Origin of the sequence: Pseudomonas sp. FP2294, from assembly GCF_030687625.1 — a bacterium.
Taxonomy (GTDB): domain Bacteria; phylum Pseudomonadota; class Gammaproteobacteria; order Pseudomonadales; family Pseudomonadaceae; genus Aquipseudomonas; species Aquipseudomonas shahriarae.
In genome coordinates, this window is record NZ_CP117441.1 from 1,796,986 (window position 1) to 1,818,940 (window position 21,955).

A 21,955-nucleotide genomic window follows, 5' to 3' on the forward strand; every position below is an offset into this window, starting at 1 on the left:
TAAGTGCAACACAAGACCTCTGTGGGAGCAGGCACGCCAGCTCCCACAGAGGATCGGGTTACCACTTCAAAAAGGCGCAGGGCACTCGAAGCGCAGGCGCTCGCCGCTTTGCGGGTGGGTAAAGCTCAACATGCTCGCGTGCAGGCACAGGCGCGGCCAGGCGGCCAGGGCCTGTTCATGGGCATACAGGCCATCACCGAGCAGCGGGTGCCCGATGGACAGCATGTGTACCCGCAGTTGGTGCGAACGCCCGGTAATCGGCGTCAGCTCGACCCGGCACCAATCCCCGCAACGCTCCAGGACTTTCCAGAAGGTCAGCGCATGCTTGCCGAACTCATGGTCCACCACATGCCGCGGCTTGGTCGGCGGGTCATAGCGCAGCGGCAGGTCGATGCTGCCGCTGTCCAGTTCCGGCTGGCCCCAGCACAAGGCGGTGTAGGCCTTTTCTGTTTCGCGGTCGTGAAACTGGCGGGACAGTTCGCGGTGGGTGTCGGCATCCCTGGCCAGCAGGATGATTCCCGACGTTTCCCAGTCCAGGCGATGAACGATACGCGCCTCTGGGTAACCGTTTTCCTGCAGGCGGGTGATCAGGCAGTCCTTGTTGTCGTCGGCGCGACCTGGCACCGACAGCAGCAGGGTAGGCTTGTTCACCACCAGGACAGCGTCATCCTGGTGAAGGATATGGATATTGGACAACGGCATTAAACAGCCTCGTAACAAACGCCAACGGCGGCTCGGCCACCCGGTTCCCCAAAGGGGATCAAGGTGACGGAGCCGCCGTGGCGACCGCCTGTTCGATCAACGATCAGGCAGGGTGATATTGAGTTCCAGAATCGAGCAGCTGCCGTCGTTTTCCAGGGCGACATGCACGTCATCGTTGCCGATATTGACGTACTTGCGGATCACCTCGACCAGTTCCTTCTGCAAGGCTGGCAGGTAGTCCGGCGTGCTGCGTTGGCCGCGTTCGTGCGCCACGATGATCTGTAGACGCTCTTTCGCTACCGATGCGGTGCTTGGCTTTTTGTTGGCGCGAAAGAAGTCGAGAAATTTCATTGTTTAGTTGCCTCCAAACAGGCGCTCGAAGAATCCCTTCTTCGCGACATCGAGGAAGCGGTGTTCCACGGTTTTTCCCAACAGGCGGTCAACGGCATCGCTGTACGCCTGGCCGGCGTCGCTCTGGTCGTCGAGGATGACCGGTACGCCCTGGTTGGATGCTTTCAGCACCGCCTGGGATTCCGGGATCACACCCAGCAGAGCCACGGCCAGGATTTCCTTGACGTCTTCAACGCCGAGCATTTCGCCCTTGCTGACACGGTCAGGGTTGTAGCGGGTCAGCAGCAGGTGTTCCTTGATCGGGTCTTCGCCCTTCTCGGCGCGCCGGGATTTGCTGGCCAGCAGGCCCAGCATACGGTCCGAGTCACGTACCGAGGACACTTCCGGGTTGGTCACGACGATGGCTTCATCGGCGAAATACATCGCCAGGTGAGCACCGGTCTCGATACCAGCCGGGGAGTCGCAGACCACGTACTCAAAGGTTTCCTTGAGTTCCATCAGGACTTTTTCCACGCCTTCTTTGGTCAGCGCGTCTTTGTCGCGGGTCTGGCTGGCGGCCAGTACATACAGGTTTTCAAGGCGCTTGTCCTTGATCAGGGCCTGTTGCAGGTTGGCTTCGCCGTTGACCACGTTGACGAAGTCATACACCACGCGGCGTTCGCAGCCCATGATCAGGTCGAGGTTACGCAAACCGACGTCGAAGTCGACGATGACTGTCTTGTGGCCGCGCAGAGCGAGACCGGTACCGATAGCGGCGCTGGTGGTGGTCTTACCCACACCACCCTTGCCGGATGTAACCACGAGAATCTTGGCCAAGGTGTTTCACCCCTAAGGAAAAAGGACCTCTCAGTCCCTGAAAAACATCTCTTGAAACTCGCTGCAGGCGGACAGCCTTCGTAGGAAAAAGATGTGCCTCCCGTAAGGGAAACGCCAGCTTTCAATTATTCCTACACAAGTCTTGCCGGTTTCGCTGTGCTATCAGAGTCCAGAGATGCTTGGAAAATGCGGCAGTATCCGTTAAAGACGGATGATGTTCAACACATCGCCCGACAGGCTGACTTGTACCCCGGCCCCCCACAGCGGATCACGGCGCAAATCTTCCGAAACCTTGTACTGGCCGGCGATCGACACCAGCTCAGCGCTCAATTGCTGGCAGAAAATCCGTGCCTTGGTATCGCCCTTGACCCCAGCCAGTGCCCGACCGCGCATTGGGCCGTATACATGGATGTTGCCATCGGCGAGAAGTTCCGCGCCGGGACTGACCGGAGCGACCACCACCAGGTCGCCGCCCTGGGCGTAAATCTGCTGCCCACCGCGTACGGGAGAGGTGATGATCCTTGTAGGCTTGACCGTCGGCTCTGCCGGTTTTTCCGGTTTTTTCTTCACTTCAGCTTCTACCGGGTCGAGCACACGCTCGCGGGCACCGGACGGTGGCAATACTGGCAATTCAATAGCGATGGCCGCCGCGATGTCTTCAATACGGTTGGCACGGATGGCCAGGGTGCGCAGGCCATGTTGGCGGCAAACGCGCATCAGCCCGGGCAGGTCAACCGCGCCCTGGCCGGCCGGCAATTTATCCAGGGCCAGCACCAGCGGCGCATTGTTGAAGAAATTCGGCGCCAGGGCGACCTTGGCGGCGAGCTGGCGGTCCAGGGCGTCAAGGTCGTTACGGGCCAGTTCCAGCACAGTAATGGCGAGCATGCTGCCCTTGAGCTGGAATACGGGATCTTGGTCTAGCGATTCAGTTTGGCTCATGGTCGGCAAAGCGGCTTGTCACGAAAAGTGTCGAGACTTATAACGAGAACAACCGCTAGCCGCAAGCCGGGTCGAACCGTTGTAGAATGCGCGGCCCTGTCTTTACCGGAATCTGTAATGGATCGCCCGCGTTTTCGAGCTGTATTTTTTCACCCGCGTTTCTGGCTGCTATGGCTGGGGCTCGGCCTGTTGTGGCTGATTACCCAACTGCCATACCGGGCGCTGCTGGGCATTGGTCGTGTACTGGGTGCGTTTATGTACCGGGTGGCCGGCGAACGTCGACGCATTGCCGCGCGAAACCTGGAACTGTGCTTCCCGCAGATGTCCGCGCAAGAGCGTAAACATTTGCTCAAGGAAAACTTTGCCTCCACCGGCATCGCCTTTTTCGAGATGGCCATGAGCTGGTGGTGGTCCAAACAGCGTCTGGCGCGCCTGGCCCATGTTGAAGGGCTGGAGCACCTCAAGCAGGCACAACTGGAAGGCAAGGGCGTGATCCTCATGGCCCTGCATTTCACCACCCTGGAGATCGGCGCGGCTTTGCTCGGCCAGAAGCACACCATCGACGGCATGTACCGCGAGCACGGCAACCCGTTGTTCGATTTTATCCAGCGCCGTGGCCGCGAGCGCCACAACCTCGACTCCCTGGCGGTAGAGCGTGAAGACGTGCGCGGCATGCTCAAGCTGCTGCGCGCCGGCCGGGCGATCTGGTACGCGCCGGACCAGGACTATGGCGCCAAGCAAAGCATTTTCGTGCCGTTGTTCGGCATCCAGGCCGCCACTGTCACCGCTACCAGCAAGTTTGCGCGCCTGGGCAAGGCGTTGGTGGTGCCCTTTACCCAGCAGCGCCTGGCCGATGGCAGCGGCTACCGCATGGTGATTCATCCGCCGTTGCGCGACTTCCCCGGTGAATCCGACGAAGTCGATTGCCTGCGCATCAACCAATGGGTGGAAACTGCGGTGCGCGAGTGCCCCGAGCAATACCTGTGGGCCCATCGCCGCTTCAAGAGCCGGCCACCGGGCGAACCCAAGTTGTACGAAAAGCGCCGCTGAACAAACGGATTGTCCCTCGCCCATGGAGTTATGCAATGCGCCCCACTGAACCGGTCACAGGCTTGATTCTTTCCGGCGGCGGGGCGCGTGCGGCGTATCAGGTCGGGGTGCTGGCGGCGATTGCCGAGTTGCTGCCTCCGGGGGCCGCCAATCCCTTCCCGGTGATTGTCGGCACCTCGGCCGGGGCGATCAACGCGGTGAGCCTGGCCAGTGGCGCCATGGACTTTACTGCCGCCATCGCGCGCCTCACCGCATTCTGGCAGGGCTTTCGCAGCCATCTGGTGCTGCGCAGCGACTGGCCGGGGGTGATTCACCAGGCCAGCCGTTTCCTCTCCCGCAGCCTGCTGGGCCTGGGCTCGCCGGTGCCAGTGGCGCTGCTCGACAGCTCGCCGTTGCGGGAGTTGCTGCAAGACAAGCTGCATTTTGAAGGTATCAATGAGGCGATCCGCCACAAGCACCTGCATGCCGTAGCGGTGACGGCGTTCGGCTATGAGTCGGGGCAGGCGGTGACGTTCTATCAGGGCGGCGGCACCATCGACGCCTGGCTGCGCCACCGGCGCATCGGCCTGCCCACGCAGTTGACGGTGGAGCACCTGCTGGCCAGTTCGGCGATCCCATTGCTGTTTGCGCCGGTCAAACTGGACCAGGAATATTTTGGCGATGGTGCCGTCCGGCAATCAGCGCCCATCAGTCCTGCGCTGCACCTGGGGGCCACCCGGGTGCTGGTGGTGGGGGTCAGTGGCAACCCGCGTTCCCCTGACCCTTCGGTGCCGCAGGAGCGCAGCTACACCGGCCAGCAGCCCACCCTCGCGCAGATTGGTGGGCATATGCTCAACAGCACCTTTATTGACAGCCTCGAGAGTGACATCGAGTTGCTGGAGCGTCTTAACCAGTTCAGCCATCTGCAACCGGCCAACAGCGCCGCGCGGGGGCTTTCACCGGTCGATGTGTTGGTGATTGCGCCCAGCCAGCCGATCGACGAGATAGCGGCCCGCCATCGCCAGGAACTGCCGGCGGCATTGCGGTTGTTCTTGCGTGGGCCAGGGGCGACCAAGACCAGCGGGGCAGGGGTGCTCAGCTATCTGTTGTTCGAGGCAGGGTATTGCAGCGAGTTGATCGAGTTGGGGCGGCGCGATGCATTGGCCAAGCGCGAGGAGTTGCAGCGGTTCCTGGGCCTGACCCCGAACTGAATCGGGGCGCGGGCTTGTGTGGGAGCGGGCTTGCCCGCGATGGCGGTGAATCAGCCAATACTTGGGCTGGCTGACACTCCGCTATCGCGGGCAAGCCCGCTCCCACAGGGGAGGCCTTAGAAGTGGTACTTGACCAACAGGCTGGCCGTGTCCTGGTTGGTCTCGAACGCGCCGCTGTCCTGGATCCCGTACTTGTTCTTCCAGTAGTCGTATTCAAAACCGACATACAACTGCTTGGCGCCCCAGTTCATGGCTTTGCCCAGGTCATACTTGACCTGCGGGTTGAAGTGCAAGTTGGCGTGGTAAGTACCACGGGCGTTCTTGTCGTTATCCACCACCCAGTCCATGAAGCCGTCGATCAGTACGTCGGAGTTGCCCACGGGAATGGTGTAAGACCATACCGGCGTGATCTGCCAGACACCATCACCCGGGCGATTGCCTTCGGTCTGGCGCTGGTAGAAGTTCAACTGGAAGTAGTCGAAGCCGGGGATGTTCAGGTCGAATGCCGGGCCTACCAGGTAGGACTCGTTGTCGCCTTCGCCGAACTCGTAAGTGAACGCCAGCAATACATCTTTGATCGGGCCGAAGGACAAGTCCTTATCCAGGATCTTGCCAAACGACAGCCGTGGGCTGAACTCGCCGTAGTAAGTATTGGGGCCGACGTTGCCGTCTTCCTTGCCGTTGTAAAAGATACGGTCGAGGAAGAAGAAGTTGTCGCCGTACTTCCACGCATCGGCGTGTTCAAAGGTGACGGTTTGCTGGATCTCTGGGTTGACCTTGAAGTTCTTGCCCCACAGGTAAGTCAGGCTGTTGTTCTGCCACTGCAGCAAGTCACCCGCCATTGCCTGGCCCCCGGCCAGCAGGGATCCGGCCAACATCAGGCTGTTCACGGTACGTTTCATTCGGTTGCTCCCGAGCTAAAGTTTTGTGGTTTTTCTTCTACGCAGGCGCTCTGGTGTGGCGCCTTTTGGTTCGCTGCAAAAATCGTCTGTTCGGTCAGCTTTAATGCTTTTAGCAAGAGCTGCGCCAAAGTGTTTGAAAAGCCAAAAAATCCCCGCCGGCTACATGGGATGCAGTCGGATACAGAGGACTTTTGCGCACTTTGGCAGCCAACATAAGGCCGGGATAAGTTGGCCTTTAAGTCAGCTTTTACATTCGCTGTTTTTTTTTGAGTCGATTCGAGCGGGCGCGGAGAATACTGGCTCCAGAGCCTGTGCTCAAGTGCGCTGTAAAAGAGCGCGGGGGGCGAGAATGGGGCACGGCGTGTGGCCGGCCCCAGGTCTAGGGTGTGCATGTGGATGTTCCCTGTTCGTTGTTATTTTTGTCGTAACGAAGGAATCAATGCGTATGGGCAACTGCGGGGCGTTCTGAGCCGCCCAGGATGTTGAACAGCACGTTCAGCGACAACGCGCTAAGCGTGGCCATGGCAATGCCGCTATGGGTAATCGGGCTCATCCACAACGGTAACTGGGCAAAGAACTCCGGGCGTACCACCGGGATCAGGCCCATGCCGATGCTGACCGCCACCAGCAACTGGTTGCGCCGGTCGGCAATGTCGGCTTCCTGGAGGATCTTGATCCCGGTTGCGGCCACCATGCCGAACATCGCGATGGCCGCGCCGCCCAGCACCGCAGGAGGAATCGAAGCCACCAAAAACGCCGCCTTGGGCAGCAGGCTGAGGACAATCAAAAAGGCCCCGGCCATGATCGTCACCGAGCGGCAACGCACCCCGGTCATCTGCACCAGGCCGATGTTCTGGGCGAAAGAAGAATGGGTGAAGGTATTGAAGAACCCGGCAAAGAACGACGCGCCGGCATCGCACAGCAGGCCGCGTCGCAGCATTTTCGGGGTGACTTCCTGGCCGGTGATCTTGCCCAGCGCGAGGAACATGCCGGTGGATTCGACGAAGATAATCACCACCACCAGGCACATCGACAGGATCGGTGCCAATTCGAATGTGGGCATGCCGAAGTGCAAGGGCGTGACCACTTGCACCCACGGCGCCTGCTCCAGGCCGCCGAGGTCGACCATGCCGAGCAGTCCGCACAAGGCGTAGCCCAGGGCCATGCCGATCAGTACCGAGATATTGACCCAGAACCCACGCATGAAACGGTTGATCAACAGAATGGTGGCCAGCACCAGGCCGGCGATGGCCAGGTAGATCGGCGAGCCGAACTGCACGGCGGTAGCACCACCGCCAGCCCAGTTCACCGCCACTGGAAACAACGAAAGACCGATGGCCGTGATCACCGTGCCGGTCACCAGCGGTGGGAAGAAGCGCACCACCTTGGACATGAATGGCGCGATGAGCATGCCAAAGAACCCGGCGGCGATGGTTGCGCCGAAGATCCCTTGCAGGCCGATGCCCGGCATGCCCGCCATGGCGACCATGCTGCCGACAGCGGCGAAACTGGCGCCCATCATCACCGGCATACGGATGCCCAGCGGGCCTATCCCGAAGGATTGGACCATGGTCGCGATCCCCGCCACCAGCAGGTCGGCGTTGATCAAAAAGGCGATTTCTTCACGACTCAAGCCCGCGGCTTGTCCGATGATCAGCGGCACGGCCACTGCGCCGCCGTACATCAGCAGTACATGTTGCAGGCCTACCAGGATCAGTTGCAAAAGGGGCAGCCGCACCATGGCGGGTGCGGCAGGAATCTGCGGCTCGGCTAACTCGGACATGCAACACCTCGGATCTTTTTTATTTTTGTGTTGTTTGGCAGTCAATTGCCAGGTGAAACCCAATCTTCAAAACACAGCACCTCTCAACTGTAGGAGCGGGCTTGCCAGCTCCTACAGTGTGATCTGCGCTGATCAGTTAATTGGTGCGCGCTCCTTGATTGATCCAACTACCAATCAACTCCCGCTCCTGCTGGGTCATCTGGGTGATGTTGCCCAGTGGCATGATCTGGCTGGCAACCGCCTGCGCCTGGATACGCGCCGCCTGCTGCTGGATCTGCGCCGGGGTATCGAACATCACCCCGGCTGGCGCGGCACTGAACAGCGGGCTGGTGGGCTTGGCCGAATGGCACACGGTGCAGCGTTGTTCAATCACGCTGTGGACCTTGCCAAAGTCCGTCGAAGCCTGGGCTGGAGCCGGTTCGGCGGCCGGGGCGGGAGCGGCAGGGGCGGCTGGCTTGAGACCACCGCCCACTGCGGTTTCCGGCAACGGCTGATACTCGATGGCCGCTGGCGCCTTGGCCACATCCGGTGCAGTCGCCACAGGTTTTGGCCCGGTGACATAGGCCAGGCAGATCATCGCCAGGGCGCCGACCGGCAGGGTCCATGCGTATTTCTGGCTGTCATGACGGGTGTTGAAGTAGTGGCGCACCAACACCGCCGCCACCGCGATCCCGGCCAGGATCAACCAGTTGTACTGGCTGCCGTAGGTGCTCGGGAAGTGGTTGCTGATCATGATGAACAGCACGGGCAGGGTGAAGTAGTTGTTGTGTCGCGAACGCAGCAGGCCCTTGGCCGGCAGTGCCGGGTCTGGCGTGCGGTTTTCTGCAATCGCTGCCACCAGCGCACGCTGGGCCGGCATGATGATGCGGAACACGTTGCCGACCATGATGGTGCCGATGATCGCACCCACATGCAGGTATGCACCGCGACCGCTGAACACCTTGCTGAAGCCGTAGGCCGCGCCGATCAACAGGACGAACAGGATAAAACCGAGCAGGGCAGGGCGTTTGCCCAGGGCCGAGTCGCAAAGAAAGGAGTAGATGAACCAGCCAGCGAACAGTGAGCCAATGCCCAGCAACACGCCTTCGGTACCACTGAGGCTGCTGCCGGGGGCGAGCAGGTACAGCGTCGGGTTGAGGTAGAACACCACGCACAGCAGCGCGACGCCCGACATCCAGGTGAAATAGGCTTCCCATTTAAACCAGTGCAGGTTGTCCGGCATGGTCGGCGGGGCCAGTTTGTATTTTTCCAGGTGGTAGATACCGCCACCGTGGATCGCCCATAAATCGCCAGCCAGGCCGCTTTTTGGGTTGACGCGGTTAAGGTTGTTTTCCAGCCATACAAAATAGAAAGACGCACCGATCCAGGCCACGCCAGTGATCATATGAACCCAGCGCACGCTCAGGTTCAGCCATTCCAACAGATGTGCTTCCACAGTCTTTACCTCTCGCCCGTCACCCTTGTTGTCGGGTGATCGGACCTTCTCTTATTGGTGGGGGGCAAGGATCAACCGCTCATCCTCTTTGAAAAAATGCTCATCGCAGTTATTGCCTGTGCCACTGCGATCAACCACCAGGAAGTCATCCCGCTTTTCGATCGTCAGCACCGGGTGGTGCCAGACGCCGCGATGGTAATTAATGCCCTGCCTGCCGTTGGTGACGAAGGCGCGGGCCAAGCCTGATACAGGTGCATCGCCAATGGGCGCGACCACGATCAGAAAGGGGTTGCCGAGCAGCGGAATAAAGGCCTGGCTGCCCAGCGGGTGTCTTTCCAGCATGCACACGGTCAGCGGCATGTCCTGCGCGTCGGCGCGGAAGATGCTGATGATGGCGTGATCTTCTGGCGTGGCGGTTTCAACCGTCGCCAGTTTATGAAAGCGCATGGTCGAGCCGTTGTTGATCATGAAGTGATCGCTGCCATCGGTTTCGATAACGTCTCCGAAAGGGGCGAAGGCTTCTTTGGTCAAGGGTTCGATCATCAGTGTGCGCATGGCTGTCTTCTTATCCGAATGCTGTGTTGTTGGGGCTGTTGCTATCGCGGGCAAGCCCGCTCCCACATTTGGAATGCATTCCCCTGTGGGAGCGGGCTTGCCCGCGATTGGGTTCACTGCTTACTTAGCGACCTTGCCGAACACCCGCAGGCGGCTTACACCACCGTCCGGGAACACGTTGAGGCGGATGTGGGTGATCGGACCCAGCGCCTTGATCTGCTCGGCGAAGGTGTGTTCGGCGTGCATTTCCAGCTTCTGTGCTGGCAGCAGTTCACGCCAGAACAGCGATTGGGTTTCGATCTGGCTGTCGGTACCGCCCTTGACGAACGCGCCCTGGATCGAGCACGTGTCCGGGTAGTTGCCCTTGAAGTGCAGAGTGTCGACCACTACTTTGTCGATCTCGCCGGCATGCCCCAGCGCGACGATTACCCAGTCATTGCCTGGCGTGCGACGGCGCGCGGTTTCCCAGCCATCGCCCATGTTGATGCCACGGCCCGGGTTGAGGATGTTGCCCATGCGCCCGAAGTGCTCGTCGGAGCACGCCAGGGCACGCCCGCCATTGAGGGAGGAGGCCAGGTCCACTTGTTCGTTGTCGCCCACGGCCGACCAGTCGCGGAACGGAATGCCGTACACGCGCAGACGGGCAACGCCACCATCCGGGTAGATGTTGAAGCGCAGGTGGCTGAACGCCTGGTCGTTGTTGATCTCGTGGAAGTGATGGCTGTTGCCCTGCAACTCCACGGCAGACAGCACTTCGACCCACTGGGTGTTGTCATCGGGCTCGCCGGTAGTCAGGAAGCAGCCTTCCAGGGACGCCGATGGCGGGAAGTTGCCGGTGAAGAATGAAGTGTCGATGTCCACGCCCTTGATCGAACCCGGTACGCCCAGGCGGATCACTGCGCTGTCGAAGCCTTCGAAGCGCTTGCGGCGTGACTCCCAGCCGTCCATCCACTTGCCGTTATCATCGAAAACGCCCTCCTTCCATACGGCCGGGGTCGGCTGGAACAGTCGGTTGGCGTCGGCGAACCAGTCATCGGTCACCGAGATGATCTTGGTGCCCAGGCGGGCGTCGGCCAGGTTGACGAACTTTTCGAAAGGTACGGCGTAAGCTTTCATTCTTCTTGTCTGCCTTAGATAGAGTGGCTGGGGATGGTCGTTTAGAGGGTCAATAAACGGAACAACGCGATCTTGTTGATCTCTGCCAGCGCGCACTTGAACTCGGTGTCGACCGGGTTGTGGATGCGCGTTTCAAACGCGGCGAGGATCTGATGCCGGTTGCTGCCTTTTACCGCCATGATGAAGGGAAACTTGAACTTGGCCTTGTAGGCGTCGTTCAGCTCGGTGAAGCGAGAAAACTCTTCGGCCGTGCATTGGTGGATACCGGCGCCAGCTTGTTCATTCGTGCTGGCTTCGGTCAGTTGGCCCTGGACGGCAGCTTTGCCCGCCAGGTCCGGGTGAGCGTTGATCAGGGCCAGTTGCCTGGTGTGATCGGCGCTCAATAGGATATCGCTCATGCGCTGGTGCAGGGTTTCGATCTCGTCGATCGAGGCGTCCTGGCCCAGGTCGAAGGCCTTTTCGGCCACCCATGGCGAGTGTTCGTAGATATCGGCAAAAGCTGCGACGAATGCGTCGCGGCTGAGGGCCGATGGTTTCAAGGTCTGGAAAGCAGTCATTTGGCGGCTCCCTGGAAAGGGTGGACGTCATGCCAGTGGCGGGCAATATCGACGCGGCGGGCGAACCACACCTGATCATGGCCCTTGGCGTATTCGATAAAGCGCTTGAGTGCAGCCAGGCGCGCCGGGCGGCCGATCAGGCGGCAATGCAGGCCAATGGACAGCATCTTCGGCGCCTCTGCCCCTTCGGCATACAGCACGTCGAACGCGTCTTTGAGGTACTCGAAAAAGTCATCGCCCTTGTTGAACCCCTGGACCTGGGTAAAGCGCATGTCGTTGGTGTCCAGGGTGTAGGGGATCACCAGGTGCGGCTTGCCAGTGGGGTTGTTGGGTTCCCAGTAGGGCAGGTCGTCGTCATAGGTGTCGCAGTCATACAGAAAGCCACCTTCCTCCATCACCAGCCGCCGCGTATTGGGGCCGGTGCGCCCGGTGTACCAGCCCAGCGGGCGCTCGCCGGTCAGCTCGGTGAGGATGCGGATGGCCTCGAGCATGTGCTCACGCTCCTGGGCCTCGTCCATGTACTGGTAGTCGATCCAGCGGTAGCCGTGGCTGCAGATCTCGTGGCCGGCGGCGACCATCGCGCGGATCACCTCGGGGTGGCGCTGGGCGGCCATGGCCACGGCGAAGATGGTCAGCGGAATGTCGAATTCCTTGAACAGCTTGAGGATGCGCCACACGCCGGCACGGCTGCCGTATTCGTACAGCGACTCCATGCTCATGTTGCGCGCGCCTTGCAGCGGTTGGGCCGAGACCATTTCCGAGAGGAAGGCTTCGGACTCTTTGTCGCCATGCAGGATATTGCGCTCACCGCCTTCTTCGTAATTGAGTACGAACGACAGGGCGATACGCGCCTTGCCAGGCCAGTGTGGGTGCGCAGGGTTACTGCCGTAACCGATCAGGTCGCGTGGGTAGTCAGCGCTCACTGCAGTCTTCCTTCTTGTTCGTGATCAAGGGTGTGGCGGCTGTTGCGTCACAGCGATGGACTGATTGTATACAACTTAATGCTCACTTTGTAAGCCTGTATTTTTGCATTTTTTCCAGGCGGTCGCCTCGACCTATCCTTGCAAGAAACTTGCCCGACTGGTCAACTAAAATATGCAAACCTACGACGCAGCTTTACTGTAGGCCCTGGCTTGCCGACGATGGCCAGCGTCGAGTGACGGCATTGCTGAGGGATACACCGGCACGGTCGACAAGCCTGCTGCTGCAGGAGGGAAGGGGATTTGTTGAATTTATTGTGTACAATTTTTTTTAAAAGTGTCTTAATCAGCCATCGCCGGCTTTTCAGTGCCCCGCAAAGGTGCGGCCGCTTATTAACTGATGACTTGGGAGCTCCGATCCATGGGACGACTGACCACACACGTACTGGACGCCGCGCACGGCTGCCCAGGCAGCGCCATCAAGGTTGAACTGTATCGCGTCGAAGGCGCCCAGCTGGAACTGGTCGCCAGCACCCTGACCAACAGCGATGGCCGTTGCGACGCCCCGCTGCTGCAAGGTGATGACTACCGCAGTGGCGTCTACCAGTTGCAGTTCAGTGCCGGGGATTACTACCGCGCCCGTGGTGTGCAATTGCCCCAGCCGGCGTTTCTCGATGTGGTGGTGCTGCGCTTTGGCATCAGCGCCGAACAGGATCACTACCATGTGCCCCTGCTGATTTCGCCCTACAGCTACTCCACCTATCGCGGTAGCTGAGTCGTCACCTGGCTTCACACCCCCAAATGCTCTTCGTTGGTTTCGCCCGCGCACACTGCGGGCTTTTTTTTGCCCGCAAAAAGGCGGGTCATGAGCCAATGCCAGCGAACCAGAGGAACCCTTGTGGGAGCTGCCTCGCCGGGGCTCGACAGCTCCCACAGGGTTGTGTGTTAGCCCCTGAGCAGCGACGCCGCCCCAGCGCTGCCAAACAGTCCGGCACTGAAGCGATTGAACCAGCTCTGGCCCTTGCCGGTGCGCAGGTAGCGCGCGGCACCGTGGGCACCCAGGCCGTAGGCCAGCTTGCACAGCAGGTCCAGTACGGTCCAGGTGGCGATCATGATCAGCAGTTGTGGCAGGAACGGTTGCTGGCTGCTGAGAAACTGCGGCAGGAAGGCGGCGAAAAACAGAATGTCCTTGGGGTTGCTGGCGCCCAACACAAACGCCCGGCCAAACAGTGCACGAAAACGCGGCACAGGCGCTGCGTCCGGTACCACGGCGCCCTTGGACGGCAGGCGCGATTGTTGCCAGCTCTGCCAGGCGAGGTAGAACAAGTACAGCGCACCGACGATCTTCAGGGCGCTGAACAACTGCTCCGATGCCAGCAACAGCGCGCCCAGGCCCAGGGCCGAGGCGCTCAACAGGCAGATCGAGGCGAACACCCCGCCCAGAAACGCCGGATACGAACGGCGCAGGCCGTAGTTCAGGCTGTTGCTGATCATCAGCAGCGACAGCGGCCCTGGAATCAGGATCACGATCAAAGCAGCGCCGCTGAACAGCAGCCAGGTTTCCACGCTCATTACATTCCTCCATACATGCAAAAGCCCCACCCGGAGGTGAGGCGGTTTTCGCCAGCTTACGCGTTACAGGAACACAAACTTGGCGATGAAAATCGCGCACAGCACCCACAGGCTGATGGAAATCTGTTTGTACTTGCCCGTACCGGCCTTGAGCGCCACGTAGGTGATAAAGCCCAGAGCGATGCCGTCGGCGACCGAGAAGGTCAGGGGCATCATGATTGCCGTGACAATCGCCGGAATGCTGTCGGTGGCGTCGTCCCATTCGATATGGGCCATGCCGCTCATCATCAGCATCGCTACATAAATCAGCGCGCCGGCCGTGGCATACGCAGGAATCATGCCCGCCAGCGGGGCGAAAAACATCGCCGCCACAAACAGCACGCCCACGGTCACGGCCGTCAGCCCGGTGCGCCCACCGGCCGCCACACCCGCAGCGCTTTCCACGTAACTGGTGACCGGCGGCACACCGACCACCGCGCCAAACACGCTGGAGGCACTGTCGGCTTTCAAGGCCCGCGAGAGGTTTTCGATCTTGCCATCGGCCTTCACCAGGCCTGCACGCTGGGCGACGCCCATCAAGGTGCCGGCGGTGTCGAACATGTGTACAAACAGGAAGGCGAATACCACGCTGATCATGCTCACGTTGAACACGCCCATCACATCCATCGCCATCCAGGTGGGCGCCAGGCTCGGCGGTGCGGCAACGATACCCTGGTACTGCACCAGGCCCAGGCCCCAGCCGGCCAGGGTGACGGCGATGATGCTGATCAGGATCGCGCCGAACACCCGGTGATAGCTGAGGATCGCGATCAGCAGGAAGCACACGGCCGCCAGCAGCGGCGCCGGCTCATGCAGGGAACCGAGCTTGATCAGGGTGGCGGGGCTGGCCACGATGATGCCGGCGGTTTTCAGGCCGATCACCCCCAGGAACAGACCCACCCCGGCGCCCATGGCATGGCGCAGGCTCACCGGGATGCTGTTGAGCAGCCATTCGCGGATGCGCGACAGCGTCAGGATCATGAACAGCACGCCGGAGATAAACACCGCACCCAGCGCGGTCTCCCAGGTGTAGCCCATGGTGCCGACCACGGTGTAGGTAAAAAACGCATTCAAGCCCATGCCCGGCGCCAGGCCGACCGGCCAGTTGGCGTACAGGCCCATCAACAGGCAGCCTAGCGCGGCGGCGATACAGGTCGCGACAAAGGCGGCGCCGTGGTCGATGCCGGCGTCGGCCATGATGTTGGGGTTGACGAAAATGATGTAGGCCATGGTGATAAACGTGGTGAGGCCGGCGATCAGTTCGGTCTTCACTGTGGTGCCATGCAGGCTGAGTTTGAACAGGCGTTCCAGCCAACCCTGCTTTGTGGTCGCAAGATGCGGCGGACTGAGGTCCAGGGTCGGGGCGTCGGATTTATGGCTTTCCACAGCAAGTACTCCTCAAGAGTTTTATTGTTATTTCCAGCGCCGGACACATGAGTGGGGCAGCGGCGCTTTGAGGTACCAGCGGGCTTTGTTGACCAGTAGGTCAGGAACTCGCACGAAGCGAATTATGCTTTTGTATACAAATAAAGCAAATAATGTTTGCGATTATGTGTGCAAAAAAGATGAAAGGCCAATTTCAAGGCAGGGTCAGCGCCTTGTTCACCGCCAGCCAACCATTCACCGCGTCCTCGCCGGCTTCGGCAAAGGCGCGCTGCAGCAACTTGACTTGCTCGCGGCGCAGGGCGTGTTCGAAGCGCTGGCCTTCCTCGGTCAAGTGCAGCAGGCGCTTACGTTTGTCGGTGTCCGAGGCCACGCTGTCGACCAGGTGCATTTCCTGCAATTGGCGCAGCGGCATATTCAGCGCCTGCTTGCTCACCCCCAGCAGTTCCAGCAGTTGTTTGACGCTCAAGGCCGGGTAGCGTGCGATAAAAAACACAATGCGCTGATGCACCCGGCTCAAGCCTCGGCGCTCCAGCATTTCATCGGCCTTGGCGGTAAAGGCCTGGTAGCCGAAGAAGAACGCTTCCATGGCGGCTTGCTGCGAGGTCTGGTTTTTAAGGTCAAGCATATTGACGTATCTACCTGGGTCGTCGTAATTTTGGTCAACCAGTTTGACGTATTTTCCCCAGGCTTTGCTACCGGTGACCCTATGGCTTTCTCAGAACGTGTTTCGCGCCTTAAAAGCTCCTTGATCCGTGAAATCCTCGCGGCGGCCCAGCGCCCGCAGGTCATGTCATTTGCCGGTGGCCTGCCAGCCGAAGCCATGCTGCCGGCGCTGGATTGGCAAGCTATGCCACCGGCCATGGGCCAGTACGGCATGAGTGAAGGCGAGCCGCAATTGCGCGAGTTGCTGGCGGCCGAAGCGCGGGCGCTGGGGGTAGCCTGCAATGCCAGCCAGGTCCTGGTGGTCAGCGGCTCGCAGCAAACCCTGGACCTGGCGGCCAAGCTGTATATCGACCAAGGCACGCAGATCCTGCTGGAGGGCCCGACCTACCTGGCGGCCCTGCAGATCTTCCAACTGTTCGGCGCCGATTGCCTGACCGTGGAGCTGGAAGCCGATGGCCCGGACTTGACGGCACTGCGCAGCCGCCTGGAACGCCATCGCCCGGCGTTCATCTACCTGATCCCGACCTTCCAGAACCCCTCGGCGGTGCGCTACAGCGAAGCCAAGCGCGATGCGGTAGCGGCGCTGCTGGATGAGTTCGGCGTGACCCTGATCGAAGACGAGCCCTACCGTGAACTGACCTTCGACGGCGGCAGTGCGCGGCCGATTGTCAGCCGGTTACGCAAGGCCAGCTGGATCTACACCGGCACCGTATCCAAGACCTTGCTCCCCGGTTTACGGGTCGGCTACCTGATCGCCAGCCCCGACCTGTTTCCCTACCTGCTCAAGCTCAAGCAGTCGGCGGACCTGCACACCAACCGCGTCGGCCAGTGGCAGGCCATGCAGTGGATCGGCACCGAGCGCTACCAGCAACACCTGGGGCAATTGCGCAGTTTTTACCGTGAGCGGCGCGATGGATTCCAGCTGGCACTGACGCGACATTTCGAGGAACTGGCGGACTGGCAAGTGCCCCAGGGTGGATTATTCTTCTGGCTGACCTTGAAACAACCCCTCGATACCCGCACTTTATTGGCACCAGCGCTCGACCAGGACGTGGCGTTCATGCCCGGTGAACCGTTCTTTTCCGAGCCGGACCAGCACCACGGGCACCTGCGGCTCAATTTCAGCCACATCGACCCGACGCGCCTGGACGAAGGTCTCAAGCGTCTCGCGGCGGTGATCCGTCAAGCACAGCTCGCGCAAGCGGCATAAGGGGAGCTTCATGTACAAGGTTTATGGCGATTACCGCTCGGGCAACTGCTACAAGGTCAAGTTGATGCTCAACCTGCTCGGCATCGCATACGAGTGGGTGAATGTCGATATTTTGAACGGCGACACCCAGACCGCCGAGTTCCTGGCGAAGAACCCCAACGGCAAGATCCCGGTCCTGGAGCTCGAAGACGGCACCTGCCTGTGGGAATCCAACGCCATCCTCAACTTCCTCGCCGACGGCAGCGAGTTCCTGCCCAGCGAACCGCGCCTGCGCACCCAGGTGTTGCAGTGGCAGTTTTTCGAGCAGTACAGCCATGAACCGTACATTGCCGTGGCGCGGTTTATCCAGCTTTACCTGGGGCTGCCGGAGGATCGGCTGGAGGAGTACAAGACCACCCATAAAGGCGGCTACAAGGCGCTGAGGGTCATGGAAAAACAGCTGCAAGCCACGCCATACCTGGTGGGCGACCAGTATTCGATCGCCGACATTGCGCTGTATGCCTACACCCATGTGGCCCATGAGGGTGGTTTTGACCTGAGCCCTTATCCGGCCGTACAAGCCTGGCTTGCGCGCGTGGCCAGCCATCCCCGGCATGTGCCGATGCTCGACTGATAGGCGCGACCTAAATGTGGGAGCGGGCTTGCCCGCGATGGCGGAGGGTCAGTTGTCGAATAATTGACTGACACACTGCCATCGCGAGCACGCCCGTTCCCACATGTGCACTGCGTTTTCTGTCAGATCGCGGCGAAGCGCTTGTCCAGGTAGTCGATGATTACCTTGGAGTCATACATCCAGGTGGTCTGGCCATTTTCTTCGATGCGCAGGCACGGCACCTTGATCTTGCCGCCTTGGGTAAGCAATGTTTGGCGGTCTTGCTCGTTGTTCTTCGCATCCTTGAGCGCCACCGGCACATTCAGGCGGTGCAGGGTGCGGCGGGTTTTCACGCAGAACGGGCAGGCGTGGAATTGGTACAGGGTCAGGCCCTTGGCCGCTTCATTGACCTGTGCCTGTTGCTCGGCGGGGCGCTGCTTTTTACGCGGGCGGGTAAGTAAGTCGCCCGCGATGATGACGTGGCCGAGGCCCACTCGAAGTGCTTTGACGAACATGGCTGAAACCTCTTGCCCAGGACAGAAGGGGCCGCAGCTTACCTGATTTTTACAGGCGAAAAAAAACCGGCGATGAATGCCGGTTTTTTCTGACGCAGCCTGTTACTTGATCAGACTGAGGAACTCGCTGCGGGTCGCCGCGTTTTCGCGGAACTCACCCAGCATCACCGAGGTGATCATCGACGAATTCTGTTTCTCCACACCGCGCATCATCATGCACATGTGCTTGGCCTCGATCACCACGGCAACGCCCAGGGCACCGGTCACCTGCTGGACCGCTTCGGCGATCTGGCGGCTGAGGTTTTCCTGGATCTGCAGGCGACGGGCATACATATCGACAATCCGCGCGACCTTCGACAGGCCCAGGACCTTGCCGCTAGGGATATAGGCGACATGGGCCTTGCCGATGAACGGCAGCAGGTGGTGTTCGCACAGCGAGTACAACTCGATGTCCTTGACCAGCACCATTTCGCTGTTATCGGAGCTGAACAGGGCACCGTTGGTGACCTCTTCCAGGGTTTGCTCGTAGCCGCGGCAAAGGTACTGCATGGCCTTGGCGGCACGTTTTGGCGTGTCGAGCAGGCCCTCGCGGGAAACGTCCTCGCCGATTTGGCCGAGGATCGCTGTGTAATTCTGTTCCAGGGACATGAAACTACCTGTGGGATTTTCGCAAAGTGCAAGGGTACGGTGGCCGGCAGATCGCTGCAAGCGTGGGTTACTCGTCACGCCCTTCGAGCATCGTGCGCTTGAGCATCACATACACCGCCCCGGCACCGCCATGGCGCGGTTGGCAGGAGGTGAAACCGAGCACTTGGGTGTGCTGGCGCAACCAGGTGTTGACGTGGCTTTTGATCATCGGGCGCTTGCCGTCCAGGCGCACGGCCTTGCCGTGGGTCACGCGCACGCAGCGGATTTCGAACTTGGTGGCTTCGGCCAGGAAGGCCCAGAGGGTTTCCCGGGCCTTTTCCACAGTCATGCCGTGCAGGTCGAGGCTGCCTTCGAAGGGGATCTGTCCGGCCTTGAGCTTGCGCACCTGGCTTTCCTGGACCCCGTCGCGGGACCACATCAACTCGTCCTCGGGGCTGACGTCAATCACGAACTGGTCCGACAGACCGTCCACCGTGGTGGCATCCGTACGCACCGTGGCCGCCTGGCGCAGTTTGGCGATCTGTGCGCGGTCGGTCTTGGGTTTGCCGGTGTCGGCACGGTCGTGCTTGATCGGCTTGACACCGCGCAGCTCGTTTTTGAACAGGGAAAAATCGTCGTCTTGCATGTCAGCCTCCGCGAAGGGCGGGCAGTTTACCCAAATCGAGGCGGTTGATGCGGGACAAAACGCTATCAGTGTTCCCTCAATCGTGCTTTTTCATCAGGTGCGAGGCGATGTTCAGCGACAGCGGCTGGTGCATACGGCGCCGGCAACGGCGCCACCACCAAATTCCCAGCCACAGGATCAACAGCCCGCCGGCCAACAGCAGCGCCGCGCCGCCGGGGCTGGTATTGAGCTCGCCGAGCGCGGGCGAATGGCCCAGCAGCGCGGCTGCACCCGCCAACGAAAGCAGCAAGCCAAACAGCGCGAGCAACGCAGCAAACGCCACGCCCAGGCGCAGACGCCAGTTGCTCGGGCCCTTGGGGCGCAAGCGACGAGCGTCAAAACCATCGGATATCTTCATTCCGACCTTTCCTCCAGGGTATCGGCCCTTCGACCGGAAGATAAACAACTTGTTCCGGGCTGGGAGGCAATTGCGGTAAATGACAGGCTTTAGCGGATGAGCGGGGCCTGAGGTGGCCGCGCCGCTCATCAACAGGGCGATCAGATCAGATCTTGGGTCAAGGCGAGGGTGGCGAAGTTGTCGGCCATGATGGCCATTTCCGTTTGCTGCACATGTTCGGCGCTGAGGATGCCGCCCTTGTAAGGCAGGTCGCGGGTGGCGCAGGCGTCTTCCACCAGGGTGCAACGAAAGCCCAGGTTCTTCGCTGCGCGCACCGTGGTGCTGACGCTGGAGTGGCTCATGAAACCACAGACGATCAAGTCCAGAGAGCCCAGCTCCTGCAGGGTTTTTTCCAGCTGCGTGCCGTGGAAAGCGCTGGGCAGCAGCTTGCCGATGATGGTTTCGTCATCGTGCGGCTCCAGGCCGGGGATGAATTCGCCACGCTCGCCCTGGGGGTCGAACAGGCCGCCGACGGTGCCCAGGTGACGGACATGCACGATCGGGCGCCCGGCCTTGCGGGCGGCAGCACTCAGTTGCTTGATGTTTTCCACGGCGGCGTCCATGCCCGACAGGGCGAGCGGGCCGCTCAAATATTCTTTCTGGGCATCGATGATCACAAGGGTCGCGTGGCTCAAATTGGCCGGTGCGTAACCGCGACCGCTGAGTTGAAACATCGTCTTTGGAACGGACATTCTGGGGCTCCTGTGAGTGGGGCTTTTGCGACATTGTCCTCTGGCTGAGCGGTTCTGTGAATCGCTACTAACGTAAGGTGCGCCGTTGTTGGCCTACAGCCATGTCAAGAGGGACAGCGGTATAGCAGAAAAACCTTGAATCAGGTTGAGTCTGACCCGCCGTCGCAGTTTTTCATACATCGTCCGTACAGCTTAAGGCTGTTAGAATTGCCAGTCGTTTTTTCCTGGAGCTTGCCCCCGTGATCACTTCCCGCCTGCGCACCTTGCGCGACCATATCCGTTGGGCTGTCAGCCGTTTCCATGGGGAAGACCTGTTTTTTGGCCATGGTACGGACAATGCCTGGGACGAAGCCCGGCAATTGGTACTGGGTGCACTGCACCTGCCTTGGGAAATTGCCGACAGCTACCTGGACTGCAACCTCGAAGAAGAAGAGATTTCCCACGTACAGCGTCTGCTGCATCGCCGTATCCACGAGCGCGTGCCCACGGCCTACCTGTTGAAAGAAGCCTGGTTCTGCGGCATGTCGTTTATCGTCGACGAGCGCGTGCTGATCCCGCGCTCACCGATTGGCGAGTTGATCGAAAACCGCTTTGAACCCTGGCTGGCCCAGCCGCCGGCGCGCATCCTTGACCTGTGCACCGGCTCCGGTTGCATCGGCATCGCCTGTGCCTACGAGTTCCAGGAAGCCGAAGTGGTGCTGGGGGACTTGTCCTTCGAAGCGCTGGAAGTCGCCAACCAGAACATCGAGCGCCATGGCGCCGACGAGCGCGTGTACACCGTGCAGGGTGATGGCTTCGACGGTTTGCCCGGCCAGCGTTTTGACCTGATTGTGTCCAACCCGCCGTATGTCGATGCCGAAGACTTTGCCGACATGCCCGATGAATACCAGCACGAACCCGAATTGGGCCTGGCCTGCGGTGACGATGGCTTGAACCTGGTGCGCCGGATGTTGGCCGAGGCGGCCGATCATCTGACCGAGAAGGGCTTGCTGATTGTCGAGGTGGGCAACAGCCAGGTGCACGTTGAAGCGCTGTACCCGGAAGTGGATTTTGCCTGGCTGGAGTTCCAGAACGGCGGGCATGGCGTATTCATGCTGACGGCGGAGCAGTGCCGGGCCCATCAGGCGGTGTTTGCCTCTCGCGTCTGATCAGGCGGAACTGAATGTGGGAGCGGGCTTGCTCGCGAAAGCGATGGATCAGTCAATACATGTACCGACTGATCCGCCGCTTTCGCGAGCAAGCCCGCTCCCACATTTGATTT

General features: G+C 60.5%; 26 protein-coding genes. 6 read left to right on the top strand and 20 right to left on the bottom strand.

The window, feature by feature from the left end; genetic code table 11:
- Positions 1-66: 66 nt before the first annotated feature.
- From PSH73_RS08105 to minC, 4 genes are all read right to left on the bottom strand, one after another.
- Positions 67-702: an RluA family pseudouridine synthase gene (locus PSH73_RS08105; RefSeq protein WP_057440687.1), complete on the bottom strand. Its 636-nt coding sequence runs from the start codon at positions 700-702 to the stop codon at positions 67-69.
- A gap of 96 nt (positions 703-798) precedes the next feature.
- Positions 799-1,053 carry a cell division topological specificity factor MinE gene (gene minE / locus PSH73_RS08110; RefSeq protein ID WP_003175252.1) on the bottom strand — a complete coding sequence of 85 codons (255 nt, stop codon included), beginning with the start codon at positions 1,051-1,053 and terminating at the stop codon, positions 799-801.
- A gap of 3 nt (positions 1,054-1,056) precedes the next feature.
- A complete protein-coding gene (minD, locus tag PSH73_RS08115) occupies positions 1,057-1,869 on the bottom strand; it encodes a septum site-determining protein MinD (protein WP_057440689.1) in 813 nt (270 codons plus the stop codon).
- A gap of 201 nt (positions 1,870-2,070) precedes the next feature.
- Positions 2,071-2,808, bottom strand: coding sequence for a septum site-determining protein MinC (gene minC, locus PSH73_RS08120; RefSeq protein WP_115127724.1), 738 nt, complete (start codon positions 2,806-2,808; stop codon positions 2,071-2,073).
- 117 nt (positions 2,809-2,925) lie between these two features.
- Here minC and PSH73_RS08125 point away from each other — a divergent pair, with 117 nt between their 5' ends.
- Both PSH73_RS08125 and PSH73_RS08130 read left to right on the top strand, forming a co-directional pair.
- Positions 2,926-3,858, top strand: a complete 933-nt coding sequence (locus PSH73_RS08125) for a lipid A biosynthesis lauroyl acyltransferase (RefSeq protein WP_057440694.1) — start codon at positions 2,926-2,928, stop codon at positions 3,856-3,858.
- Positions 3,859-3,893: 35 nt separating this feature from the next.
- On the top strand, positions 3,894-5,048 hold the full coding sequence (locus tag PSH73_RS08130; protein ID WP_120732315.1) for a patatin-like phospholipase family protein: 1,155 nt from the start codon (positions 3,894-3,896) through the stop codon (positions 5,046-5,048).
- A 116-nt stretch (positions 5,049-5,164) separates the two neighbouring features.
- On the opposite strand, the gene PSH73_RS08135 is transcribed toward PSH73_RS08130, so the two are convergent.
- From PSH73_RS08135 to puuE, 8 genes are all read right to left on the bottom strand, one after another.
- Positions 5,165-5,950: an outer membrane protein OmpK gene (locus PSH73_RS08135; RefSeq protein ID WP_057440698.1), complete on the bottom strand. Its 786-nt coding sequence runs from the start codon at positions 5,948-5,950 to the stop codon at positions 5,165-5,167.
- Complete coding sequence (locus PSH73_RS08140; RefSeq protein ID WP_147283328.1) at positions 5,947-6,342, bottom strand: hypothetical protein; 396 nt, start codon at positions 6,340-6,342, stop codon at positions 5,947-5,949. The genes PSH73_RS08135 and PSH73_RS08140 overlap by 4 nt, the downstream gene beginning before the upstream one ends.
- Positions 6,343-6,386: 44 nt before the next feature.
- Positions 6,387-7,733 (bottom strand): nucleobase:cation symporter-2 family protein, encoded by a 1,347-nt coding sequence (locus PSH73_RS08145; RefSeq protein ID WP_057440700.1) that lies wholly within the window; start codon positions 7,731-7,733, stop codon positions 6,387-6,389.
- 136 nt (positions 7,734-7,869) lie between these two features.
- Entirely contained in the window at positions 7,870-9,168 is a 1,299-nt protein-coding gene (locus tag PSH73_RS08150; RefSeq protein WP_057959037.1) for a urate hydroxylase PuuD, read from the bottom strand.
- Positions 9,169-9,219: 51 nt separating this feature from the next.
- Positions 9,220-9,723 carry an ureidoglycolate lyase gene (locus PSH73_RS08155; protein WP_169989419.1) on the bottom strand — a complete coding sequence of 168 codons (504 nt, stop codon included), beginning with the start codon at positions 9,721-9,723 and terminating at the stop codon, positions 9,220-9,222.
- Positions 9,724-9,843: 120 nt separating this feature from the next.
- Positions 9,844-10,839, bottom strand: coding sequence for an allantoicase (alc, locus tag PSH73_RS08160; RefSeq protein WP_200660198.1), 996 nt, complete (start codon positions 10,837-10,839; stop codon positions 9,844-9,846).
- Positions 10,840-10,880: 41 nt separating this feature from the next.
- Positions 10,881-11,396, bottom strand: a complete 516-nt coding sequence (gene uraD / locus PSH73_RS08165) for a 2-oxo-4-hydroxy-4-carboxy-5-ureidoimidazoline decarboxylase (RefSeq protein WP_057440705.1) — start codon at positions 11,394-11,396, stop codon at positions 10,881-10,883.
- Positions 11,393-12,319, bottom strand: coding sequence for an allantoinase PuuE (gene puuE / locus PSH73_RS08170; protein WP_057440707.1), 927 nt, complete (start codon positions 12,317-12,319; stop codon positions 11,393-11,395). The genes uraD and puuE overlap by 4 nt, the downstream gene beginning before the upstream one ends.
- Positions 12,320-12,737: 418 nt before the next feature.
- Between puuE and uraH the strand changes: the two genes are divergently transcribed.
- Positions 12,738-13,091 (top strand): hydroxyisourate hydrolase, encoded by a 354-nt coding sequence (gene uraH, locus PSH73_RS08175; RefSeq protein ID WP_057440709.1) that lies wholly within the window; start codon positions 12,738-12,740, stop codon positions 13,089-13,091.
- 170 nt (positions 13,092-13,261) lie between these two features.
- On the opposite strand, the gene PSH73_RS08180 is transcribed toward uraH, so the two are convergent.
- The 3 genes from PSH73_RS08180 to PSH73_RS08190 form a co-directional block, all read right to left on the bottom strand.
- Entirely contained in the window at positions 13,262-13,888 is a 627-nt protein-coding gene (locus PSH73_RS08180) for a LysE family translocator (RefSeq protein WP_057440711.1), read from the bottom strand.
- A 63-nt stretch (positions 13,889-13,951) separates the two neighbouring features.
- Entirely contained in the window at positions 13,952-15,283 is a 1,332-nt protein-coding gene (locus PSH73_RS08185) for an NCS2 family permease (RefSeq protein WP_178112265.1), read from the bottom strand.
- A gap of 223 nt (positions 15,284-15,506) precedes the next feature.
- Complete coding sequence (locus tag PSH73_RS08190; RefSeq protein ID WP_115127729.1) at positions 15,507-15,938, bottom strand: MarR family winged helix-turn-helix transcriptional regulator; 432 nt, start codon at positions 15,936-15,938, stop codon at positions 15,507-15,509.
- Between the two features lie 81 nt (positions 15,939-16,019).
- On the opposite strand from PSH73_RS08190, the gene PSH73_RS08195 reads away from it, so the two are divergent.
- The gene (locus PSH73_RS08195) at positions 16,020-17,186 is read left to right on the top strand and encodes a PLP-dependent aminotransferase family protein (RefSeq protein WP_057959042.1); all 1,167 of its coding nucleotides are present in this window, start codon (positions 16,020-16,022) and stop codon (positions 17,184-17,186) included.
- Positions 17,187-17,196: 10 nt separating this feature from the next.
- Positions 17,197-17,799 (top strand): glutathione S-transferase family protein, encoded by a 603-nt coding sequence (locus PSH73_RS08200; RefSeq protein WP_057440718.1) that lies wholly within the window; start codon positions 17,197-17,199, stop codon positions 17,797-17,799.
- Positions 17,800-17,921: 122 nt separating this feature from the next.
- Here PSH73_RS08200 and PSH73_RS08205 read toward each other — a convergent pair whose 3' ends face one another.
- From PSH73_RS08205 to PSH73_RS08225, 5 genes are all read right to left on the bottom strand, one after another.
- Positions 17,922-18,293, bottom strand: coding sequence for a glutathione S-transferase N-terminal domain-containing protein (locus tag PSH73_RS08205; protein ID WP_057959043.1), 372 nt, complete (start codon positions 18,291-18,293; stop codon positions 17,922-17,924).
- A 102-nt stretch (positions 18,294-18,395) separates the two neighbouring features.
- Positions 18,396-18,941 carry a GTP cyclohydrolase I FolE gene (gene folE, locus PSH73_RS08210; RefSeq protein ID WP_057440723.1) on the bottom strand — a complete coding sequence of 182 codons (546 nt, stop codon included), beginning with the start codon at positions 18,939-18,941 and terminating at the stop codon, positions 18,396-18,398.
- Between the two features lie 67 nt (positions 18,942-19,008).
- Positions 19,009-19,566, bottom strand: a complete 558-nt coding sequence (locus tag PSH73_RS08215) for a Smr/MutS family protein (RefSeq protein ID WP_057959044.1) — start codon at positions 19,564-19,566, stop codon at positions 19,009-19,011.
- Between the two features lie 76 nt (positions 19,567-19,642).
- Positions 19,643-19,963: a hypothetical protein gene (locus PSH73_RS08220; RefSeq protein ID WP_057440727.1), complete on the bottom strand. Its 321-nt coding sequence runs from the start codon at positions 19,961-19,963 to the stop codon at positions 19,643-19,645.
- Positions 19,964-20,103: 140 nt separating this feature from the next.
- Positions 20,104-20,694: a cysteine hydrolase family protein gene (locus tag PSH73_RS08225; RefSeq protein ID WP_057440730.1), complete on the bottom strand. Its 591-nt coding sequence runs from the start codon at positions 20,692-20,694 to the stop codon at positions 20,104-20,106.
- Positions 20,695-20,933: 239 nt separating this feature from the next.
- Between PSH73_RS08225 and prmB the strand changes: the two genes are divergently transcribed.
- Positions 20,934-21,842, top strand: a complete 909-nt coding sequence (prmB, locus tag PSH73_RS08230) for a 50S ribosomal protein L3 N(5)-glutamine methyltransferase (RefSeq protein ID WP_057440732.1) — start codon at positions 20,934-20,936, stop codon at positions 21,840-21,842.
- Positions 21,843-21,955 lie beyond the last annotated feature (113 nt).